The organism is Mucispirillum schaedleri ASF457 (genome assembly GCF_000487995.2).
Classification (GTDB): Bacteria; Chrysiogenota; Deferribacteres; order Deferribacterales; family Mucispirillaceae; genus Mucispirillum; species Mucispirillum schaedleri.
In genome coordinates, this window is record NZ_CP097562.1 from 1,253,714 (window position 1) to 1,272,255 (window position 18,542).

The following is an 18,542-nucleotide window of genomic DNA, read 5'->3' on the forward strand; positions in this document are numbered from 1 at the left end:
GACTTTGTGGAGTTTATATGGATAAAAAGAAGTTTGAAACAGAATTCTCTGCTTTTTTAAGTATATTAAATCAGTATGTTTCTGATGAATCAAAAAACTGGACAATTAAGGGTTTTATAGATGTATATAAGAATATTTTTACAATATCTACCGATACAAAGATTATTTCTAAAATACTTGAAATACATATATTTCCAATTATTAGTCGTTTTGCATTTGAAAAAGGATTCAATTTGGTTTTAGCTGATCATCAAAATTATTATCCTGATATGTCTTTTGTATTTATAGAAAATCCCTCTATTAAGTATGCTGTTGATATTAAAACAACTTATAGAAAAAGTGATAACAAATGCAATGGGTTTACATTGGGTTCACACGGTGAATATTTTATTAATAGAGCATCAAGTAAAAATATTCAGTATCCATATAATGAATATAAAGCCCACTATTGTTTAGGCATAATTTATTCTCGTAATTATATTGTTGACGAAATAAATATGTTTAATATAAATGAATTGTATACAATAGAATCAGTAATTAAAAATATAGAATTCTTCTTTATTGAAAAATGGAAAATAGCAAGTGATAAAAGCGGTAGTGGTAATACCGCTAATATAGGAAGTATTACTAAAATACAAGATATAATTAATGGTAATGGAGTATTTAAAGATTATGGGGAAGAAATGTTTGATGCCTATTGGATGAACTATAATAAAATAACTATTACTACAAATGATGGACGAACAAAGAAAATATCAACATTAAAAGAATATTTGAAGTATATAGGAAGAGAGTAATGATAATTCCACCAATTAAATGTCAAGGAATAAAAACAAAATTAACAGAATGGATAAAGAATAAATTACCTGAAAATTATAATATTTGGTATGAGCCTTTTATGGGTTCAGGCGTAGTTGGATTTAATATTAAGCCAAATAAAGCTATTTTTTGCGATACTAATCCTTATATAATCAACTTTTATAATGATATAAAAACAGGGGTAATAACATCTGATAAGATGAAACTATTTTTATTAAGTGAAAGTATCAAACTCAATAAATATTCTAATGATTATTACATGGAAGTTAGAGAGAGATTTAATAAAAATCCTAATTCTTATGATTTTATATTTCTTAATCGTAGCTGTTTTAATGGTATGATGCGATTTAATAGTAAAGGTAACTTTAATGTTCCATTTTGTAAAAAGAATAATAGATTTTCAAGAAGTTATATTACAAAGATTGTGAATCAAATAAAAAATATTGAAATGTTACTGGAAACTTATGATTATCAATTTACAACTCAATCATTTAATAATACAATTAATTATGCAACCAAAAATGATATTATTTATTGTGATCCACCGTATATTGATAGGTATTCAGATTATTTTAATGCTTGGAGGCATGATGATGAGGTATCGTTATTTAATATGTTGTTAAACACAAAATCAAAATTTATACTATCAACATGGCATCATAATAAATATCGTAAGAATTCTTACATAGATATATATTGGAATAGTTTTAATATAGATTTAAAAGAGCATTTTTATTATATTGGAGGAAAAGAGCATAATAGAAATACAGTGATTGAAGCTCTTGTAACAAATTTTTAATATTTTAATAAGTCTATTATGAGATTCATTAAATAATAATTGGAGGAAAATATGAAAAAAGCGGTTGTATTTTTAGCAGACGGGTTTGAAGATATAGAAGCTCTTGCACCTGTGGATATTTTACGCAGAGGTGGAGTTGATTTAACTATTGCTGGCGTGACTGGCATGCAGGTGGTAAGCTCCCATAATGTAAAAATAATGGCTGATAAAGATGTAAAAGACATTAAAACAGATGACTATGATGCTTTTATATGTCCCGGTGGTATGCCCGGTGCATCTAATTTAAGAGACAGCAGTATAGTTATAGATATAATAAAAGAAGCTTATGGCAAAGGCAAAATAGTTTCTGCAATATGTGCAGCACCTATGGTTCTTGATAAGGCTGGAATATTAGCTGATAAAGATTTTACAATGTATCCTGGCATGGAAAATAATGCACCAAGTGGCAGCTATAAAAATGATAAATTTGTTGTAAAAGATGGCAAAGTTATTACTGGAGCAGGTCCTGCAGCTGCATTTGAATATGCTTTTGAACTGCTTGCAGAGCTGCAGGGTAAAGAAATTGCATCGCAGGTTGCAAAAGGAATGCTTTTTAAATAGCATTTGATGACAGGTTAAGTATGTCAAACCATATCAAATATGAATTAAATAATAATCTGCCTTTATTAAAGGCAGATTATTCAGGCAATATTTTAGTTAATGGCAGGTTTTCAAAAGATTTAGTCAAAAAGAAAACTCATTTATTTAAAACTATCAGATGGCTTGTTAAAAGAAACCCACAGAAAGAAGAGCTTGCAAAAGAAAAATCTATTATAAAAGTTAATAAAATCAATAGTTTTGAAGATAATAAAATATACTGGCTTGGTCATTCCTGTTTTTATATAAACATTGCAGGTATATCATTTATAACAGACCCTGTTTTTTTTGATTTAATTACAAATAAAAGAGATACAGCACTTCCATTTAATATTAAAGATTTGAAAAATATTTCATATATTCTTATAAGCCATGACCATTATGACCATTTAAGTATAAAAAGTATATCATCTCTTTTAGAAAATAATCCAGATATGGAAGCACTGCTTCCGCTTAAAACATCAGAGCTTTTTAACAGCTGCCCGTTAAAATGGATAAGCAGACAGGAAGCTGGCTGGTATCAGTCATATATTTATTTAAAAGATAATGTTCGTGTTACATTTCTGCCTTCTGACCACTGGTGCAGACGGGGTTTATTTGACCAGAATAAAAGGCTCTGGGGCAGTTTCATGATAGAGCATAAAGGTCATAAAATATTTTTTGCAGGTGATACTGCATATAATGAAGAAATGTATAAGGATATAAAAAACACCATGGGAAGCCCTGATATATGCCTTATGCCGATAGGCAGCTACAGCCCTTATTATATGATGCGAGACCATCATATAAACCCTGAAGAAGCAGCGGCTCTTTTTGAAATATTAGGCGGCAAAAAGTTTATCCCTATGCATTACGGCACTTATACAATGAGCAGTGAGCCAGCAGGAGAGCCAGTTCGCAGGATAAAAAAAGTAATAGATAAAGATAAATTAGTTCTTTTAGAAATAGGTGGAGAATATAATTTATGAGTATAATAAAAGATATAATTTATAATAAAAAAATATCACTTGCACTGGACAGCGGCTCTGCAAAGGGTATGGCACATATTGGAGTAATAGAAACACTTGAAAAAGAAGGTTATCAGATTACAGCAGTGGCAGGCACATCTATGGGTGCAATAGTTGCAGCTTACTACTGTTTGGGAAAGCTTGATATATTAAAATCATGGCTTACTGGGTTAAACAAAAAATCTACATTTATGACATTTGATGTTTCATTTTCTGGCGGCTTTATTGGCGGCAAAAAATTAATGCAGGCTTTTGAAGAACATTTGGGATACGCAAAGTTTTCAGATGCTAAAATACCTTTATATATTACAGCTACTAATCTTGATACTGGTAAAGAATGTATTTTTTCAGAAGGTCCTATAATACATGCAATAAGGGCAAGTATTTCTGTGCCCGGAGTTATGAGGCCTTATCTATATGAAGGCAGCTATTATGTAGATGGGGCAGTTACTAACCCGCTGCCTGTTGATGTGCTGCATAATAATAAACACAAAAATATTGTGGCAGTTCATCTTCATGAATATATAGAAGAAAGAGATAATTCATCAGCCCCCGGTCTGCTTGAAACTATGAGCAGGTCTATGGGGATAGTTTCCCGCTGTCTTGCAAAAGCAAAAATGCAGGAAGCAGTGGCAGTTATTGAGCCAAAGTTATCAGGTATTGATATGTTTCACTTTTATCAGGCTCAGGAAGTAATTAACTGCGGTGCAAATGCTGCAAAAATAGCAGTAGAGCAGGGAGCATTAGACAGCATAACACTTAAAATATTAAACAATTTTAAAGAAAAAATAAGTAACAGGATAATACATATTATGAAAAAAAAGCTGGGAAAGGAACAGTCAGGTGAATAGATTTTAAATTTAACTAACGAAAAAAGTTTAAATTATACCTTGCTTTAATATGTATAATATAGATTTTTCGCCTTTAAAATCATGCTCAAAATGACTTATATTGCGAAGGGTGCAGGTCATACTGAGCCTGAAAGGCGAAGTATCTAAAAGATAAGATAATTCAAAAGATGTATTTATAACACTATATAGTGTAAATGGTGCTGTATTGTTATAAAAATATGAAAAAAATAATTTATGAATAAAAAAGGGGCAAATTTTGCCCCACACATTTTATCATTCTTTATATTCGTAGTTATAATAATCAGAAAGTCTTTTATCAGCACCAAGCATATGGCTGTGATACCAGTCTGTAATAAAATCGGCAATATCCGTTAGAACGCCGTCAACTCCCCTTTCGTCATATTCATCAGCAGGCACATTTGCTCTTTTAAGCAGTAATCTTTTTTTCAGAAGTTTTGCCACACCTAAATTAAATTTTTTATGGTCTGTTTTATGCTCATCAAGTGATGGATACTTAATACGCTCCATTAAATCTTCCTGAGGTGGAAAATGCTTGTGCGAATATTCTGTAAGGTGATTTAATACATTATCAAGCTGTTCTTCGCCGTTGCCAACATTTTTTGCATCTATAAATACATTTGCAAACCGTAAAAATTCTTTTGTGTGGTTATCAAGAGAATAATCACCTAATCTTAAATCATCTACCCATTCTAATGGTTGTATAGTTTTACTCAAGGCAGCACCTCTTTTCTAGTATTTTTATCAGGCACTAAGGCTGATGAAATATATAAAACTGCAAAAAGCAGTAATAATGGATATATATAAACTATAAAATGAACTGCAGAAGCAGTTAAAGAAATATCAGGCATATTAAAGCTGTGCTGAATAAGCATACTTTGAGAATATGTAACAACAGGCAGCATAAAATAAGAAATCACTGAAAAAATAGTAATAGTTTTTCCTATAAAACGAAATGCTGGAAATATCATTATAACAGCACCAAATCCCAGTGAATACTGTAAAAGATAGCCATTATTCATAAGGATTTCAACACCTTTTAATGAACCGTAAAATGCTATTGCACTGCTTTTCATCATAGCAATAGACATTTCAGCAATATCACTTACTGCTTGACCGTCAGGCATATCAATTTTATAATTTTGTATCATATTAACAGCATTATTAGCTTCTTTTAAAAATACATCACTTAAAGGCTGCGGCAAAAGTGAGAAAACGAACTGATAGCCGCCATAAATTGCAATAATAGCAGTGAGCCAGTATATTACAAAAGGAGGAAGAAACCTGCCCACAATTTTATTTAATATATATGCTGGTAGAAAAAAGATTATACCAATAATATTTGCAGCTATTTTTCCGGGAATATCAAGCCATGGTTTATTTCTATTTTCATAAGTATATTTTTCGGCTTCTTTTGCTCGTTTTTTAGCAAGTTTTGCCTGTCGTTTTTCTTCTTTATTTTTTAATTTTGCATTTTTTTTATCATTAGAAGAAGTATTATTAGATTTGCCGCTTTCATCAGAAGCCATATCTTTTATTTCTTCTTCACTTATAATACCCGCAGGTATTTCATCAAATGTTTTTTCAACAGGTCCGCTTGTAGAAACTTCAATTTTATCTGTCTGTTCATTTAAAAGCTTTCCATATAAAAGCTCAGCTTCTACCTCATCTTTTGGAGTGTCATCTTCCTGCACAGGTTTTAAAAGGTCTGATAAATCAATACTATCTAACAGCTCATCTTCTGCGGTATATTCTGAACTTTCTTCTGCATTTTCTGTGCTGTTACTTTCAACCTTAGCAGATTTTGTTTCTGTATCATTTTCAGGTTTTGGCTCAACAAGTGGTGTTTCAGCATCAAAATTACTATTCTTTGGGGCAGATAAATCAATATCTTCTATACTGCTGTCTTCTTTTGGAGCAAAAACTGGAGCAATATCATCTTCTTCTAAAATATTATTTGTATCATTACTATATTTTTTATAAAGTTCTGCTAAATTATCTTCCATTCCTTTATCAAAAAATATAACTAAAAACTCTCCCTTTAAAGGCACAGTTTGGAATTTATATGAATTACTGTTTAAATATTCTTTAATTTCAGCACTGTTTTCTTCGCTGATTATAAGTGCAGATTTGCACTCAAAGGCAGATATATCATCATCAGCAAGTTCAAACTTGTTATTATTTGCACTTATATCCTGACCTATTTTATATAAAGCATTTGCATTATTTTCTGAAAGTGAATTGTCCGCAGCGAGTTTGGAAACAGATTGTGCAGTATCGTTATTTATAGTTTGAATATCTGTTTCTGCAAAATAATATGATTTGCGTTTTGTATCTAGCAAAAGATAGGCAGGAAATGTAATTTTATCATCATATCCTTCACCTTTTTTTATAAGGCGGACACCTGCTTTTTCAAAAAATTTAGATATAGATTTTTCAAACTCCTGCTGCTGCATTTACTGCTCCATATATATAATTATAAATTACTTATACATTATACTACTAAAAGAATAATACTTCAACAAAAGATTTGCATAAATTTCTTAAATATTTTTGAAAGTAATAGATATGATTTGATATGCAGCAAAAAAACAATACAAAAACACTGTTATGAAAATAGTGTATTTTCATTGGTAAGGCTGTGCCGCTGGGTAGTATAACCGAAGCGGCAGTAATATGTAAAAAAATAAAGCTGTCATCCTGCCTAAAAACTATCTGATTATATATAATCAGCAGCATTCAGGCGGGAATAATTGTATATAAAAGCTTTTTTCTTATGCTTTTTTAACTTTGCCGGCTTTAAGGCATTTTGCACAAACTTTTTTTCTTACAACAGTTCCATCTGCCTCAACAGTTTTTACACTGTGAAGGTTAGGGTAGAACTTTCTTCTTGAAACATTGTGTGCATGGCTTATTAAGTTTCCACTTAAAGGACCTTTGCCACAAACATCGCAGCGTCTTGCCATATCATTCCTCCTTGCTTTTTAGGGAGTAAAATGATAACCTATTTTTTATGAAAATAGCAAGTGTTTTTTTAAGGAGGAGCTATGATTATTACAAAAGATACTTTGACAGCTGATATTTTAAAAAATATTAATGGAGCAAAAGAGTTTTTTGAAAGCCTTAATATGGGCTGTCTTAGCTGCATGGGTATACAAAATGAAACATTAGAAAAAAGCTGCCTTATGCATGGATTAAATCTTGAAGAAATTATGGAGAAGTTAAATAATTTATCAAATCAGTAGTAAATGAGAATAGAATGGAAGAAAATAATTTAAGTAAAAATGAAAGGCAGCTTCCAGCATTTTTTTCATGGTGGCAGGGAGGTATCCGTTATGCAGAAAATATTGATAAAAATGGTGAAACATTGAAACTGCCTTTTGAAAACAATGCTCTTTATGGTGATGCAGTCTGGAGCCAGCTTTATCCTGATATTAAGCTAAGACCTTTAACATGTATGGAAATATTTGGCAATAATAAGCCTTTGAATTTAGAAATAGGTATAGGAAATGGAGAGTTTATTGCAAAATATGCAGCTGACAGGACAGAAGAAAACTGGCTTGGAGTGGAAGTATTTAAAAAAATATTTAAACTGGCAGAAAAAAGGGTAAATAAAATAGATGCTGATAATATACGCATTATCCAGTTTGATGCAGCTCTTATTTTGAGGCTTATGGAAGATGAAGCTTTAAGTAATATTTATGTAAACTTTCCAGACCCATGGCCTAAAAAAAAGCATAAAAGAAGAAGGCTTTTAAAGCCTGAATTTATGCAGCTTATGGTTTCAAAGTTGAAAAAAGGCGGGCTTATGCAGATAGCAACAGACCATGATGATTATGCGGAAGAAATAAATGAAAATTTAAAAGAAGTAAAAGGAATAAAATCTATATATGAAACAAGTTTTGTCCGCCATGTAGATAATTATTTTCCTACAAAATATTTTAGAAAATTTGTAAGCAGTGATGGTGCTTATTTTTTTAGATATGAGAGAATATAATATGAAAAAAATAATTTTATTAGTAATGATTACACTATGCTTTTCACAAATATCCTATGGTGAAAATAGTTATGATAAAATATACTCTTTTACTATTGATGGAGTGATTACAGATGCAGCGGCATCATTTATTGAGGCTAATATATCAAAAGCTGAAAAAGATAATGTGCCAGTATTGATGTATATTGATACACCGGGGGTGTTCTTGAATCTACAAGAAAAATAGTTCAGATACTGCTTTCTGCAAAAGTGCCTGTTATATCTTATGTTTATCCAAATGGTGCAAGGGCAGCTTCAGCTGGTATTTTTATTACCATGGCTGCAGAATTTTCTGCAATGAGTGAAAGCTCAAATATAGGGGCAGCCCATCCTGTTTCATCAAATGGAGAAGATATAAAAGGTGATATGGCAGAAAAAGTTTTAAATGACACTACTGCATTAATTAAAACTATTGCAGAAAAGCGTGGTAAAAATATTGAAGTGGCTGTTGGTATGGTTACACAATCTAAAAGCTATACATCATCAGAGGCATTGAAGCTGAATATTGTTGATGCAGTTGTAAACCACGATGAGCTTATAAAAATAATTTCTGAAAAATATAATATATCAGAAAATGCAGATATAATCAATTTATACCCTGATTTTAAGCAGGAAATATATAATATTATAGCTAACCCTGATTTTTTAGCAGCTGTTCTTTTCCTTGGCATTATCCTTATTATGCTTGAAATTAAAATGCCCGGCACATTTGTTTTTGCAGGGCTTGGCATTGTATGCTTAATAGTATTTGCTTTTGGTGCAAATATTATACCTATAAACTTTTTAGGAATAATGCTTATACTTTTAGGCTTTGGGCTTTTTATTGCAGAAATATTTATTACAAGTTTTGGGGCATTAACAGTGGCAGGTCTTGTGAGCCTTATTTTTGGACTTCGTATGCTTTTTGACAGCGAGCATTCTGCGGGAATATCTGTATCTTTATGGGTTATAATATTAATTACAGGCACAACTTTATTGATAGCTTTATTAATAGGCAGGCTTATAATAAAAGATTTTACAAAAAGACCATCATCAGGTCCAGAAACTATGCTTGATAAGGAAGCTCGTGTAATAGATTGGGAAAACGGCATTGGAAGAGTTAAAATATATGAAGAAATATGGAATGCTTACAGTGACGAAAGTTTATTAGTAAATGATATAGTTATTATTACAAATATAGAAGGTTTAAAACTTAAGGTTAAGAAAAAATAAATGAAAAGAGTAGTATTTGTAAGGGATAAGACTAATAAACACTCTATAAGAGCACTTTTAGCAGCTTATGAAAAATGGTTTCCTGAAAAGGATTATTATGTATTAACACCACAGGATGCTTTTGAATTTTTAAAAGAAGATGATTTAGCTTTATTTTCATTTTTAACAGGCACAAGCAGTGCATATATTGATTATGTTACAAAACTTAAAGAAAAACTGCCTAAAATAAATACTGTATGCGGTGGAGCTCATCCCAGTGCAAGAAGTGAAGATATGCTTGAATATTTTGACGGAGTATGTGCAGGCGAAGGCGAAGAAAGTATTAAAGATATTATAGAAATGGCACATTCTGGCAGAGTGGAAGGAATAATTACTGGCAAAAAAGTATTAAACCTTGATGAATACAGAGTATTTCCAAGAAAAATGGTTTCACTTGGACCAATAGAGATAGTCAGGGGCTGCCCAAGTGGATGTGCTTACTGCCAGACACCCCAGCTTTTCCGTGGCAGACTAAGGCACAGAAGTATAGATTTTATTGTGGAAGAAATAAAATTTGCTTTAAGCAGAAAAGGTTTTGCAGATGTGCGGTTTATTGCACCTGATGCTTCATCATACCAGTATAACAAGGGAATAAATTTAGAAGCAATAGAAGGTCTTTTATATAATGTCCGCAGCACAATAGGGACAAAAGGCAAACTTTTTTATGGCACATTTCCATCAGAATTAGACCCGTCAGGTGTTTCAAAAGAGCTTGTAGATTTGCTTGTTAAATACTGTGATAATAAGCAGATAGTTTTAGGACTGCAGTCTGCATCTTATTATATGCAGAAGATTATGCACAGGCGTTCAGGGCTTGCAGAAACAGAAAAAGCTATTGAACTTTTATTAAATAAAAATTTTGAAATAGTTGTAGATTTGATATTTGGACTGCCCTATGAAACAGAAGAAACTTATGAAGAAACATATAAGTTTATAGAAAAATGGAAAGGCAGAGTAACTATACATTCCCATCCATTTGACCCGCTTCCCGGAAGCCGCTGGCAGTATGAGAAATCTACCGAAGTGCCTGCAAAGTTAGTAAAAGCTGTAAAAAGTCTGGAAGGCATAGGAAGAGTTTTTGGCAGAGTAATAAAAGATAAGGAGAAAGTATGCAGAATATAGAAAATAACGGCAAAACATTAAAAGACTTGCAAAAATTTCCAGATGTTTTTACATTTAAAATTATGGGAGAAAACACAAACAATTTTTTAGCTGATGCAAGAAAGGTTTTTGATGGAAGAAGTGATGTTAATTTTGCAGAAAATATAAGCAGGACAGGAAAATATATAAGCATATCAGCAACAACAGAAGTATGGACATATGAAGAACTAGAAAGCCTTTATACAGCTATCAGTAAACTTGAAGGCTTAAAATTTTATGTATAGGAGCAGTCTATGAACCAGCTGGAAACAAAACTTTATGATGCAGTAACTGAAAATAATACGGCTTTATTATCAGAGCTTTTAAAAGAGCAGGGTGTTAATATTAATTTTAAAACACAAAATGGCGGCACTTTACTTCACTATGTAAAATCACCTGAAACTGTAGAAATATTAATGAATGCTGGCATAGACTGGACTGTGCAGGATAATGATGGTATGACGGCTTTTGCTAAAAATTTTGAGAGAGTATATATAAAAAGTTATGAATTAGTTCTGCTTGCTATGCTTAAAAAAGGTGTTAATATTAATGCACCTGCTTATTTTGATGAAGCACCTGTCATAAAAATATCAAACCATGCAGCAACTTTAAGTGCAAATATAGAGCAGCTGCAGTTTTTAGAAAAAAACGGAGCTGATTTAAATATAAAAAACAGTCAGGGTTATACTCCACTAATGCTTGCAGTAATAAAAAATAATATAGATATGGTGCATGCTTTGTTAAATGCAGGGGCAGATACTGCAATAACAGATAGTAAAGGAAGAACAGCAAAAGAGATTGGTCTATCATTAATTGATTCAGGATATTTTATTCCTGCATTAAAAACTATTATTAATGATATGTAGCATAATCTTACTACTGCAAATATCTTATAAAGCAACCTTTTGTTATCTGCTTTAAGCAGAACATTATTAAAACAAATAAGCCTGAATTTATGCTGTTACACATAAACTCAGATTTTGAAAATATATTATAATCTTCCTGTGATTTCTTCGGCAGCTTTTTGGTATTTTATAATATTTGCTTCTGCTTCATCAATAGTTTCAGCATCCTGTATCTCTACTTTCCCTAAAACTTCTTCTATAACATCAGGAATATCTTTAAATACTATCTTTTCTTTCAAAAATGCATAAACTGCCTGTTCATTTGCTGCATTCATTGCAGTCATTAAAGCATTAGAATCTGTTTTTAATACATCCACAGCAATTTTTAAGCATTTAAATTTCTGTAAATCAGGTTTAAAAAATGTAAGTGATTTCTGTTCCCACATATTTAAAGGCTGGACTGTTGAGTTAATTCTATCAGGATAGCCTAATGCAACTGCAATAGGTGTTTTCATATCAGGCATTCCAAGCTGAGCTATTGTAGAGCCATCTGTAAAAGTAATATATGAGTGAATAATACTTTCTGGATGGATTATAACATCAAGTTTTTCTGATTTCATATCAAATAAAAATCTTGCTTCTATTAATTCCAGCCCTTTATTCATCATAGTTGCAGAGTCAACTGTAATTTTTGAGCCCATAGACCAGTTAGGGTGTTTCAATGCTTCTTTCTTATTAATATAGTTAAATGCTTCTTTTGGTCTGTGTCTAAATGGACCGCCGCTTGCTGTCAGTGTAATTTTTGAAACATATTGTTTTTGCTGTCCTAAAAGGCACTGAAATATTGCAGAATGTTCACTATCAACAGGCAGTATCTTTGCACCGCTGTTTTTTGCTTCATTCATTATAAGGCTTCCTGCTGTAACGATAGATTCTTTATTAGCAAGGGCAATATGTGTGCCATTTTTTACAATATCATATACAAGTCGGACAACAGATACACCAGCTGCTGCAAAAAGAACAATATCTACCATTTCGTTATTAATAATGTCTAATATCTGTCTGCTGCTTTCAGGGCTGCTTGTAAGGACCGCATATTTTGCATTAAGCAGATTTTTTGCTTTTTCAAGCCCCTGCATATTCTGGTGAGCTGTAACAAATACTGTATCAAATAAATCACTATTTGCAGCAACTACTTCCACACTTGATGAGCCAACTGAGCCAGTAACACCTATAATACCTATTTTCTTTTTATTCATAACTATTTGCCTGCAATATATATAAGATAAAAGTAAAGAACAGGACCTGCAATCATTAAAGAATCAAACCTGTCTAAAATACCGCCATGCCCCGGAAGCAGTGTGCCGCTGTCTTTTACATTTGCACTGCGTTTTATCATAGACTCAATTAAATCTCCAATTACACCAGCCACTATTACATCTACAATAATAATCGCCATAATTATCCAGTTTTCATTTAAAAGATAATAGTTAAAAAGAGCACCAATTATTAATGCACCAATTGTGCCGCCAATTAGACCTTCTATAGATTTGCCGGGACTTACTTTTGGAATAAGTTTGTGCTTGCCGCAGGTAACACCTGTAAAATATGCAAAAGAATCACTTGCCCATACAATAAAACATAAAAATAATACCCATTCATAGCCTATATTTTTTAAAAGAGCAAGGAAAGTAAACATAAATGGCACAAACATTACAGCAAAAAAGTTATATGATACTTCTTCCATAACTTTTTCTGTTGGGGTTGCAGAAAACATTTTTAAAAGGAATAATATAAAAATAATAACGAATGAGTAGGCAGTAAAAGCAGCAAACCCTAAAAAGTATATTAAAAATGGCACAGCAGCTGATGACACCCACATTAATGGAGTATATAAGCGGATATTATCATTTTTCATAATTTTTATAAATTCATGTGTTCCTAATATAGATAGCAAAGCAACAATAGTCAAAAATATATGGGAATGTGCTTTTATAATTAATAATAGTGCAAGTGGTATAAGTATTAATGCCACAACTATCCGCATAAACATTTCTTTTGATTTTTTGCTGTCCATAAATTCCCTCAATTATTGTTTAACTGTTCATCAGTTTTACCAAACCTGCGAACTCTTTTATTAAATTCATCTATTGCTTTGTCAAAATCTTTTTCATTAAAATCAGGCCACAGTTTATCTGTAAAATAAAGCTCTGCATAAGATATTCGCCATAACATAAAGTTACTTATACGCTGCTCACCGCTTGTGCGTATAAGTAAATCCACATCTGGAAGTTCGCTGTTATAAAGATTATCTCTAATAGTATCTTTTGATATATCATCAATATTTATACTGCCTTTCTGCACTTTTTTTGCAATCTGTTTCATACAGTCTACAAGTTCATCCTGCGCACTGTAACTTAATGCCATATTTAAAAGCAGACCAGTATTATTTTTTGTTTCTTCTTTAAGCTTTAAAAGAGACTGCCTTGTTTTTTCTGGTATAAGCTCTGCTTTGCCAGACATTACAAAACGAATATTATTTTTAGTAATAGTATCCCATTCTGAAACAACATACTCATCAAGCAGGTTCATTAAAAAAGAAACTTCTTCTTTTGGACGGAGCCAGTTTTCAGCAGAAAATGCAAATATGCTTAATGCTTTTAAATGGTTTTTAGCAGTATGAGTGATAATTTTTTTAACAGTCTTAACACCCTCTTTATGACCTAAAAAGCGGGGAAGTCCCCTTTTTTTAGCCCATCTGCCGTTGCCGTCCATAATTACAGCAATATGAAGATTTTCTAAACCTTTATTATTCATAATAACACATTATTGATTGATATAGTCTAAACTTGTATATTTATTTCTTTTATTCTGCAATTTATATTCTATTTTTATATCTCCATTATTTTCTAGTCTATCTAAAATCATTTGATAGTATTCCTGATTAAGTTCACAGCTAATCCATTTTCTTGATAATTGTTCGCACTGTATAATTTCTCCGCCGCTGCCCCCAAACAATATAAATACAGTATCATTTTTTTGAGTACAAGATAAAATAAGCATCTCTACTAATTTTTGTGGTATTTGGCAGGCATGGAATGTTTTATCTTTACTAACATTTTTTACTAGGTCATAATAAAACCATGAATATGGCATTCGCCCAGTGGATCCATTTTGAATTCTCTGCATAATCCTTTTATCTGTTGGATTCTGATATGGAACGGCAATATTTTCTTTATAAAAGTTATTATTTTTTGTTTTTGTTGCATGTAAAATTGATCTATGTGCTGTAGTTAAATGGCTTGGGCTATGACCTACATTGGAATTATATATCCACACATAATCATATACCTTATAACATATATTATCAAGACATTTAACTCGTAAATATGCATTTTGCTTTGGATAATTTATTAAAAAAAGATTACCCGTTGGTTTTAATACTCTTATAGATTCACTTGCAAGTTCACAATACCATTCAATATATTTATCCCAGCTTTTTGTGTATTTATTGCCATTGTAATTTATTCCAACATTATAATCAGGATCCCCATATACCATATCAAGAGAGTTGTCTGGAATTTGTTTAAGTATTTTTAAAGTGTCTTCTAAATATAATGTATTAAAGTTTATCATTATGCACCTTGTAATGTATTTAGAATATATCTTTTTGATTTAATATATTTTATAGAGTCTAACTTTTTGTCTTCAAATTCATATTCCCAAAGTGTGATTTCTGATGTATTATTTTGTTTTGTTCTTACTAAATAAACACATTTAATTTGTTTATACTCTAAATCTGATAGTGCATAATATAAGTATGGATAAAAAAGCTGATATATATTAAAATTAGTGGGTTTACCATTCTTTGCTTCAAATAATCCAATAATACCATTATATTCTATAGTTAGATCAATTTCTATTTGCTGATTTTTTGCTTTAATTTGTGTATTATTAAAGGAATATTCCAATGTTTTTTTTGTCCTATGTGGAAAATAAGTTTTAGGGCATTTTTCTATTGATAAAGAATAGTATTCATTATCACTGCCAAATAAAAAGTCATGTAGTATTCTTTGATTATTTGCAACAGATAAAATATTACTTTCACTATCATTATATTGATTCAAAAGGCTTTTTTTATAATCCCACTTAATAATATCATCCTGTTTTATGTCTTCAAATTCATGATAAACTGTATTAACACCTTTTATAAACTTATGTTTCCCTTCTCCTAAATGAATAATACAATAATCTTTTTCTAAAAGTGACATTGGCAATTTTTCTTTAATGTCTATTTTTGTAACATCAAATGGATTGCCAAAGCCAATTTTTTTAGATATTTCTTTCACTAAATTGTTGTTAAATATATAGTTATTTCTTTTACTGCATTCTTTAAAAAGTTCTTCAATGACTAGTTTTTTATTATCCATTAAAATTATATTTCCATAACTTCTTTTTCTTTTAATGCTGTAATCTCATCTATTTTTTTAACAGCATTATCAGTTCCTTTTTGAACATCATCTTGAAGTTTTTTTGCATCATCTTCACTTATTTCTTTATCTTTTTCCTGTTTTTTTATTTTATCATTAGCATCTCTTCTTTCATTACGGATTGCAACTTTTGCATCTTCACCCATTTTTTTAACTATTTTAACAAGCTCTTTTCTTCTTTCTTCTGTAAGCTGTGGGAAAGGAACGCGGATAATTTTGCCATCATTTGATGGATTAAAGCCCATCTGGCTGTTTTGTATAGCTTTTTCAATGGCTGGTATCTGGCTTGCATCCCATGGTGAAATAGTAACAAGTCTAGGCTCTGGTGCAGAAAGAGAAGCAACTCCAGTTAATGGAGTAGGTGTGCCGTAATAGTCAACTTTAATATTTTCAAACATAGCTACACTTGCTCTGCCTGTTCTAACACCTTTTAATTCTTCTTTATAAAAGCTGATAGATTTTTCAACTGAATTTTTAAATTCCTTAACAACTTCGCTCATAAGTTCTCCTAACAATATTTCATTTATCTTTTATTTTACAAGAGTGCCTATAGGCTCTCCTTTAACTATTTTCATTAAATTGTCTTTGCCAAACATATCAAATACTATTAAAGGTATCTGGTTATCCATACACATGCTTATTGCTGTGGCATCCATTACTTTTAAACCTTTTGTAAGCACATCAATATAGTTTATTTCAGTATATTTTGATGCAGAAGCATCTTTTTTAGGGTCAGCAGTGTATACGCCGTCCACTTTTGTAGCTTTCAGCACTACATCTGCATTGATTTCTGAAGCTCTGAGTGTTGCAGTAGTGTCAGTAGTAAAGTAAGGGTTGCCTGTGCCGCCTGCAAAAATAACTACTCTGCCTTTTTCTAAATGACGCATAGCACGGCGTCTAATATAAGGCTCTGCAATTTGTCTCATTTCAATAGCAGACTGCACTCTTGTTTCTATGCCATTCATTTCAAGTGCATTCTGCACAGAAAGGCAGTTAATTACTGTTGCAAGCATACCCATGTGGTCTGCTGTAACTCTATCCATCCCTTTTGCAGCAGGGGATACTCCGCGGAAAATATTACCGCCTCCAATAACAATGCCTATTTTCACACCTAAGTCATAAATAGGTTTGATTTCTGATGCAATAAATTTAACTGTTTCAGCATCAATTCCATACTGAGCATTGCCCATTAAGGCTTCACCGCTTAATTTTAATAATATTCTGTTATATTTTAAGTCCATATATTCCTCCGCTGCATTTAAACATTTTAGAATACTATAATAATTGAATATAATCAAGGGGAATAATTTTCTACTTTACCCCCATTTTTTAAACTATGATTAAAAAAGCTGTTATTAATAAAATATATGTAATTATTATTTTACTAATTAATATGTATATGCAAAATATCTTAAACTATCCTGCCGCCGCCCATCTCAAAAATCAAAGTTTTCGTTATTTCATTTCTTATACTCCAATTCCTTAAACATTCGCTGGTTTTTCTCCATAGCTGCAGCAACTCGCTATTGCTCAAAACTTTCTAACAGCTAAACATTCCAAAAAAACAGCTCATAAGAAATTAAGTCGCAAAGAGAATGAAATAACATGGAAGCATCCTTTAAAAGAGGATATTAAGACATATTAATTTTAAAAGTCTATTTTTAAAATCAGTATATATTTTATCTTTATTATGATGTAGTTAGAAATATTCTTTCAAAAAAATGAGGGTAAAGCAGGAATAATTTTTATACAGGTATTGTTTATTCCTAAAATTTTTCTTGACATAATGTATCAGGGGGGAGGTATGATAATACATGAAATATATTTCAAATAAAAACAATATGGAGATTTTTTATGAGCAAAAGTAGCGGTAGTAATCCAAATTATCCAAGCACAACTGGCAAGCCATCTGGCGGTGGCAGAGGTAACACACCAAAAGAATAATTTAAAATTATTATTCTTTCTCTTGCTGACAGTGGAAATCACTGTTTTTATAAACACACTATATATAGTATAAATTACATTCTTATCTCAAGCGGGTTTTACACCCGCTTCTATATATTAATGTATCAAATTTAACAGTCTTGAAAATCTAGGACCATTTTCTCCCCATGACCAATATATAATAAATGCTTTGCCTACGATTGCATCTTCTTTTACATATCCCCAAAATCGGCTGTCTGCACTGTTATCTCTATTATCACCCATCATAAAATAAAAGCCTTCTGGCACAGTAAACTTTTCCACATTATCAGATATTGCAAGGTGGTATCCTTCTTCAAAGCGGACATAATCAGGCTCTAATTTTTCGCCATTTCTATATACTGTTTTATCTTTTATCTCAATAACATCACCCGGCACCCCAATAACCCTTTTTATGTAATCTACTTTTGGATTAAGCGGATATTCAAATACAACTATGTCATCATGCTCTGGTTTAGAGAATTTATAAGAAAGTTTATTCACAAGTATAAAATCACCTATTTGCAGAGTATCAAGCATTGAGCCTGTTGGTATAGTATATACTCCTAAAAAGAAAGTTCTTATAAATACAGCGATAACAAAAGCAACTACAATGCTGTCTATAATCTCTTTTGAAGAATTTTTAGGTTTTTCTCCAGTCTGTTTATCTTTTTCTTTTTTACTCATA

The 18,542-nt window shown here is 31.3% G+C and carries 23 protein-coding genes; 12 read left to right on the top strand and 11 right to left on the bottom strand.

From position 1 onward, the window contains the following. Nucleotides 1-17 precede the first annotated feature (17 nt). From N508_RS05895 to N508_RS05915, 5 genes are read left to right on the top strand one after another with little or no spacing between them, the layout of a single operon-like run. Nucleotides 18-797 (top strand): type II restriction endonuclease, encoded by a 780-nt coding sequence (locus N508_RS05895; RefSeq protein ID WP_023275479.1) that lies wholly within the window; start codon nucleotides 18-20, stop codon nucleotides 795-797. Next, entirely contained in the window at nucleotides 797-1,618 is an 822-nt protein-coding gene (locus N508_RS05900) for a DNA adenine methylase (protein WP_023275480.1), read from the top strand. Before N508_RS05895 ends, N508_RS05900 begins: the two co-directional genes overlap by 1 nt. 51 nt (nucleotides 1,619-1,669) lie before the next feature. Beyond that, nucleotides 1,670-2,218 (top strand): DJ-1 family glyoxalase III, encoded by a 549-nt coding sequence (locus tag N508_RS05905; RefSeq protein WP_023275481.1) that lies wholly within the window; start codon nucleotides 1,670-1,672, stop codon nucleotides 2,216-2,218. 20 nt (nucleotides 2,219-2,238) lie between these two features. Beyond that, complete coding sequence (locus tag N508_RS05910) at nucleotides 2,239-3,222, top strand: MBL fold metallo-hydrolase (protein ID WP_023275482.1); 984 nt, start codon at nucleotides 2,239-2,241, stop codon at nucleotides 3,220-3,222. Next, nucleotides 3,219-4,112, top strand: coding sequence for a patatin-like phospholipase family protein (locus tag N508_RS05915; protein ID WP_023275483.1), 894 nt, complete (start codon nucleotides 3,219-3,221; stop codon nucleotides 4,110-4,112). Before N508_RS05910 ends, N508_RS05915 begins: the two co-directional genes overlap by 4 nt. A 273-nt stretch (nucleotides 4,113-4,385) precedes the next feature. Here the strand turns inward: N508_RS05915 and N508_RS05920 are convergent, their stop codons facing one another. From N508_RS05920 to rpmB, 3 genes are all read right to left on the bottom strand, one after another. Further along, a complete protein-coding gene (locus N508_RS05920; RefSeq protein ID WP_023275484.1) occupies nucleotides 4,386-4,847 on the bottom strand; it encodes a bacteriohemerythrin in 462 nt (153 codons plus the stop codon). Then, entirely contained in the window at nucleotides 4,844-6,586 is a 1,743-nt protein-coding gene (locus N508_RS05925) for a hypothetical protein (RefSeq protein ID WP_023275485.1), read from the bottom strand. Before N508_RS05925 ends, N508_RS05920 begins: the two co-directional genes overlap by 4 nt. Before the next feature lie 318 nt (nucleotides 6,587-6,904). Continuing rightward, nucleotides 6,905-7,096, bottom strand: coding sequence for a 50S ribosomal protein L28 (gene rpmB, locus N508_RS05930; protein WP_023275486.1), 192 nt, complete (start codon nucleotides 7,094-7,096; stop codon nucleotides 6,905-6,907). Between the two features lie 81 nt (nucleotides 7,097-7,177). Here rpmB and N508_RS05935 point away from each other — a divergent pair, with 81 nt between their 5' ends. The 7 genes from N508_RS05935 to N508_RS05965 are packed head-to-tail and all read left to right on the top strand — an operon-like array spanning nucleotide 7,178 to nucleotide 11,423. Continuing rightward, complete coding sequence (locus N508_RS05935) at nucleotides 7,178-7,375, top strand: DUF1858 domain-containing protein (protein ID WP_023275487.1); 198 nt, start codon at nucleotides 7,178-7,180, stop codon at nucleotides 7,373-7,375. A 14-nt stretch (nucleotides 7,376-7,389) separates the two neighbouring features. Beyond that, on the top strand, nucleotides 7,390-8,127 hold the full coding sequence (trmB, locus tag N508_RS05940; RefSeq protein WP_023275488.1) for a tRNA (guanosine(46)-N7)-methyltransferase TrmB: 738 nt from the start codon (nucleotides 7,390-7,392) through the stop codon (nucleotides 8,125-8,127). 1 nt (nucleotide 8,128) lies between these two features. Then, nucleotides 8,129-8,353, top strand: coding sequence for a Clp protease/crotonase-like domain-containing protein (locus N508_RS05945; RefSeq protein WP_251930590.1), 225 nt, complete (start codon nucleotides 8,129-8,131; stop codon nucleotides 8,351-8,353). Between the two features lie 23 nt (nucleotides 8,354-8,376). Next, entirely contained in the window at nucleotides 8,377-9,378 is a 1,002-nt protein-coding gene (locus N508_RS05950; protein ID WP_251930591.1) for an NfeD family protein, read from the top strand. Beyond that, nucleotides 9,379-10,539: a TIGR04013 family B12-binding domain/radical SAM domain-containing protein gene (locus N508_RS05955; protein ID WP_023275490.1), complete on the top strand. Its 1,161-nt coding sequence runs from the start codon at nucleotides 9,379-9,381 to the stop codon at nucleotides 10,537-10,539. Then, complete coding sequence (locus N508_RS05960) at nucleotides 10,527-10,802, top strand: DUF493 domain-containing protein (protein ID WP_023275491.1); 276 nt, start codon at nucleotides 10,527-10,529, stop codon at nucleotides 10,800-10,802. Before N508_RS05955 ends, N508_RS05960 begins: the two co-directional genes overlap by 13 nt. A gap of 9 nt (nucleotides 10,803-10,811) precedes the next feature. Continuing rightward, nucleotides 10,812-11,423 (top strand): ankyrin repeat domain-containing protein, encoded by a 612-nt coding sequence (locus N508_RS05965; RefSeq protein WP_023275492.1) that lies wholly within the window; start codon nucleotides 10,812-10,814, stop codon nucleotides 11,421-11,423. A 125-nt stretch (nucleotides 11,424-11,548) separates the two neighbouring features. Here N508_RS05965 and dxr read toward each other — a convergent pair whose 3' ends face one another. The 8 genes from dxr to lepB form a co-directional block, all read right to left on the bottom strand. Continuing rightward, nucleotides 11,549-12,661: a 1-deoxy-D-xylulose-5-phosphate reductoisomerase gene (gene dxr / locus N508_RS05970; protein ID WP_023275493.1), complete on the bottom strand. Its 1,113-nt coding sequence runs from the start codon at nucleotides 12,659-12,661 to the stop codon at nucleotides 11,549-11,551. Nucleotides 12,662-12,663: 2 nt separating this feature from the next. Then, the gene (locus tag N508_RS05975) at nucleotides 12,664-13,479 is read right to left on the bottom strand and encodes a phosphatidate cytidylyltransferase (protein WP_023275494.1); all 816 of its coding nucleotides are present in this window, start codon (nucleotides 13,477-13,479) and stop codon (nucleotides 12,664-12,666) included. 8 nt (nucleotides 13,480-13,487) lie between these two features. Further along, entirely contained in the window at nucleotides 13,488-14,219 is a 732-nt protein-coding gene (uppS, locus tag N508_RS05980) for an undecaprenyl pyrophosphate synthase (protein ID WP_023275495.1), read from the bottom strand. Between the two features lie 9 nt (nucleotides 14,220-14,228). Next, nucleotides 14,229-15,038: a DNA-methyltransferase gene (locus tag N508_RS05985; RefSeq protein ID WP_023275496.1), complete on the bottom strand. Its 810-nt coding sequence runs from the start codon at nucleotides 15,036-15,038 to the stop codon at nucleotides 14,229-14,231. Beyond that, entirely contained in the window at nucleotides 15,038-15,832 is a 795-nt protein-coding gene (locus tag N508_RS05990) for a type II restriction enzyme (RefSeq protein WP_023275497.1), read from the bottom strand. Before N508_RS05990 ends, N508_RS05985 begins: the two co-directional genes overlap by 1 nt. A 5-nt stretch (nucleotides 15,833-15,837) precedes the next feature. Further along, nucleotides 15,838-16,392: a ribosome recycling factor gene (frr, locus tag N508_RS05995; RefSeq protein ID WP_023275498.1), complete on the bottom strand. Its 555-nt coding sequence runs from the start codon at nucleotides 16,390-16,392 to the stop codon at nucleotides 15,838-15,840. Between the two features lie 30 nt (nucleotides 16,393-16,422). Then, nucleotides 16,423-17,133: a UMP kinase gene (gene pyrH / locus N508_RS06000; protein WP_023275499.1), complete on the bottom strand. Its 711-nt coding sequence runs from the start codon at nucleotides 17,131-17,133 to the stop codon at nucleotides 16,423-16,425. Between the two features lie 820 nt (nucleotides 17,134-17,953). Then, nucleotides 17,954-18,541, bottom strand: coding sequence for a signal peptidase I (lepB, locus tag N508_RS06005; protein ID WP_023275501.1), 588 nt, complete (start codon nucleotides 18,539-18,541; stop codon nucleotides 17,954-17,956). Nucleotide 18,542: the final 1 nt, after the last annotated feature.

What these genes read in the sequence shown, in the direction of transcription:
- N508_RS05910 (WP_023275482.1), top strand. Translation starts at nt 2,239, where the DNA reads ATGTCAAACCATATCAAATATGAATTAAATAATAATCTGCCTTTATTA.
- N508_RS05975 (WP_023275494.1), bottom strand. Translation starts at nt 13,479, where the DNA reads ATGGACAGCAAAAAATCAAAAGAAATGTTTATGCGGATAGTTGTGGCA.
- rpmB (WP_023275486.1), bottom strand. Translation starts at nt 7,096, where the DNA reads ATGGCAAGACGCTGCGATGTTTGTGGCAAAGGTCCTTTAAGTGGAAAC.
- N508_RS05895 (WP_023275479.1), top strand. Translation starts at nt 18, where the DNA reads ATGGATAAAAAGAAGTTTGAAACAGAATTCTCTGCTTTTTTAAGTATA.
- uppS (WP_023275495.1), bottom strand. Translation starts at nt 14,219, where the DNA reads ATGAATAATAAAGGTTTAGAAAATCTTCATATTGCTGTAATTATGGAC.
- N508_RS05905 (WP_023275481.1), top strand. Translation starts at nt 1,670, where the DNA reads ATGAAAAAAGCGGTTGTATTTTTAGCAGACGGGTTTGAAGATATAGAA.
- N508_RS05990 (WP_023275497.1), bottom strand. Translation starts at nt 15,832, where the DNA reads ATGGATAATAAAAAACTAGTCATTGAAGAACTTTTTAAAGAATGCAGT.
- dxr (WP_023275493.1), bottom strand. Translation starts at nt 12,661, where the DNA reads ATGAATAAAAAGAAAATAGGTATTATAGGTGTTACTGGCTCAGTTGGC.
- N508_RS05955 (WP_023275490.1), top strand. Translation starts at nt 9,379, where the DNA reads ATGAAAAGAGTAGTATTTGTAAGGGATAAGACTAATAAACACTCTATA.
- N508_RS05915 (WP_023275483.1), top strand. Translation starts at nt 3,219, where the DNA reads ATGAGTATAATAAAAGATATAATTTATAATAAAAAAATATCACTTGCA.
- N508_RS05945 (WP_251930590.1), top strand. Translation starts at nt 8,129, where the DNA reads ATGAAAAAAATAATTTTATTAGTAATGATTACACTATGCTTTTCACAA.
- N508_RS05935 (WP_023275487.1), top strand. Translation starts at nt 7,178, where the DNA reads ATGATTATTACAAAAGATACTTTGACAGCTGATATTTTAAAAAATATT.
- pyrH (WP_023275499.1), bottom strand. Translation starts at nt 17,133, where the DNA reads ATGGACTTAAAATATAACAGAATATTATTAAAATTAAGCGGTGAAGCC.
- N508_RS05965 (WP_023275492.1), top strand. Translation starts at nt 10,812, where the DNA reads ATGAACCAGCTGGAAACAAAACTTTATGATGCAGTAACTGAAAATAAT.
- N508_RS05900 (WP_023275480.1), top strand. Translation starts at nt 797, where the DNA reads ATGATAATTCCACCAATTAAATGTCAAGGAATAAAAACAAAATTAACA.
- N508_RS05960 (WP_023275491.1), top strand. Translation starts at nt 10,527, where the DNA reads ATGCAGAATATAGAAAATAACGGCAAAACATTAAAAGACTTGCAAAAA.
- N508_RS05925 (WP_023275485.1), bottom strand. Translation starts at nt 6,586, where the DNA reads ATGCAGCAGCAGGAGTTTGAAAAATCTATATCTAAATTTTTTGAAAAA.
- frr (WP_023275498.1), bottom strand. Translation starts at nt 16,392, where the DNA reads ATGAGCGAAGTTGTTAAGGAATTTAAAAATTCAGTTGAAAAATCTATC.
- lepB (WP_023275501.1), bottom strand. Translation starts at nt 18,541, where the DNA reads ATGAGTAAAAAAGAAAAAGATAAACAGACTGGAGAAAAACCTAAAAAT.
- trmB (WP_023275488.1), top strand. Translation starts at nt 7,390, where the DNA reads ATGGAAGAAAATAATTTAAGTAAAAATGAAAGGCAGCTTCCAGCATTT.
- N508_RS05985 (WP_023275496.1), bottom strand. Translation starts at nt 15,038, where the DNA reads ATGATAAACTTTAATACATTATATTTAGAAGACACTTTAAAAATACTT.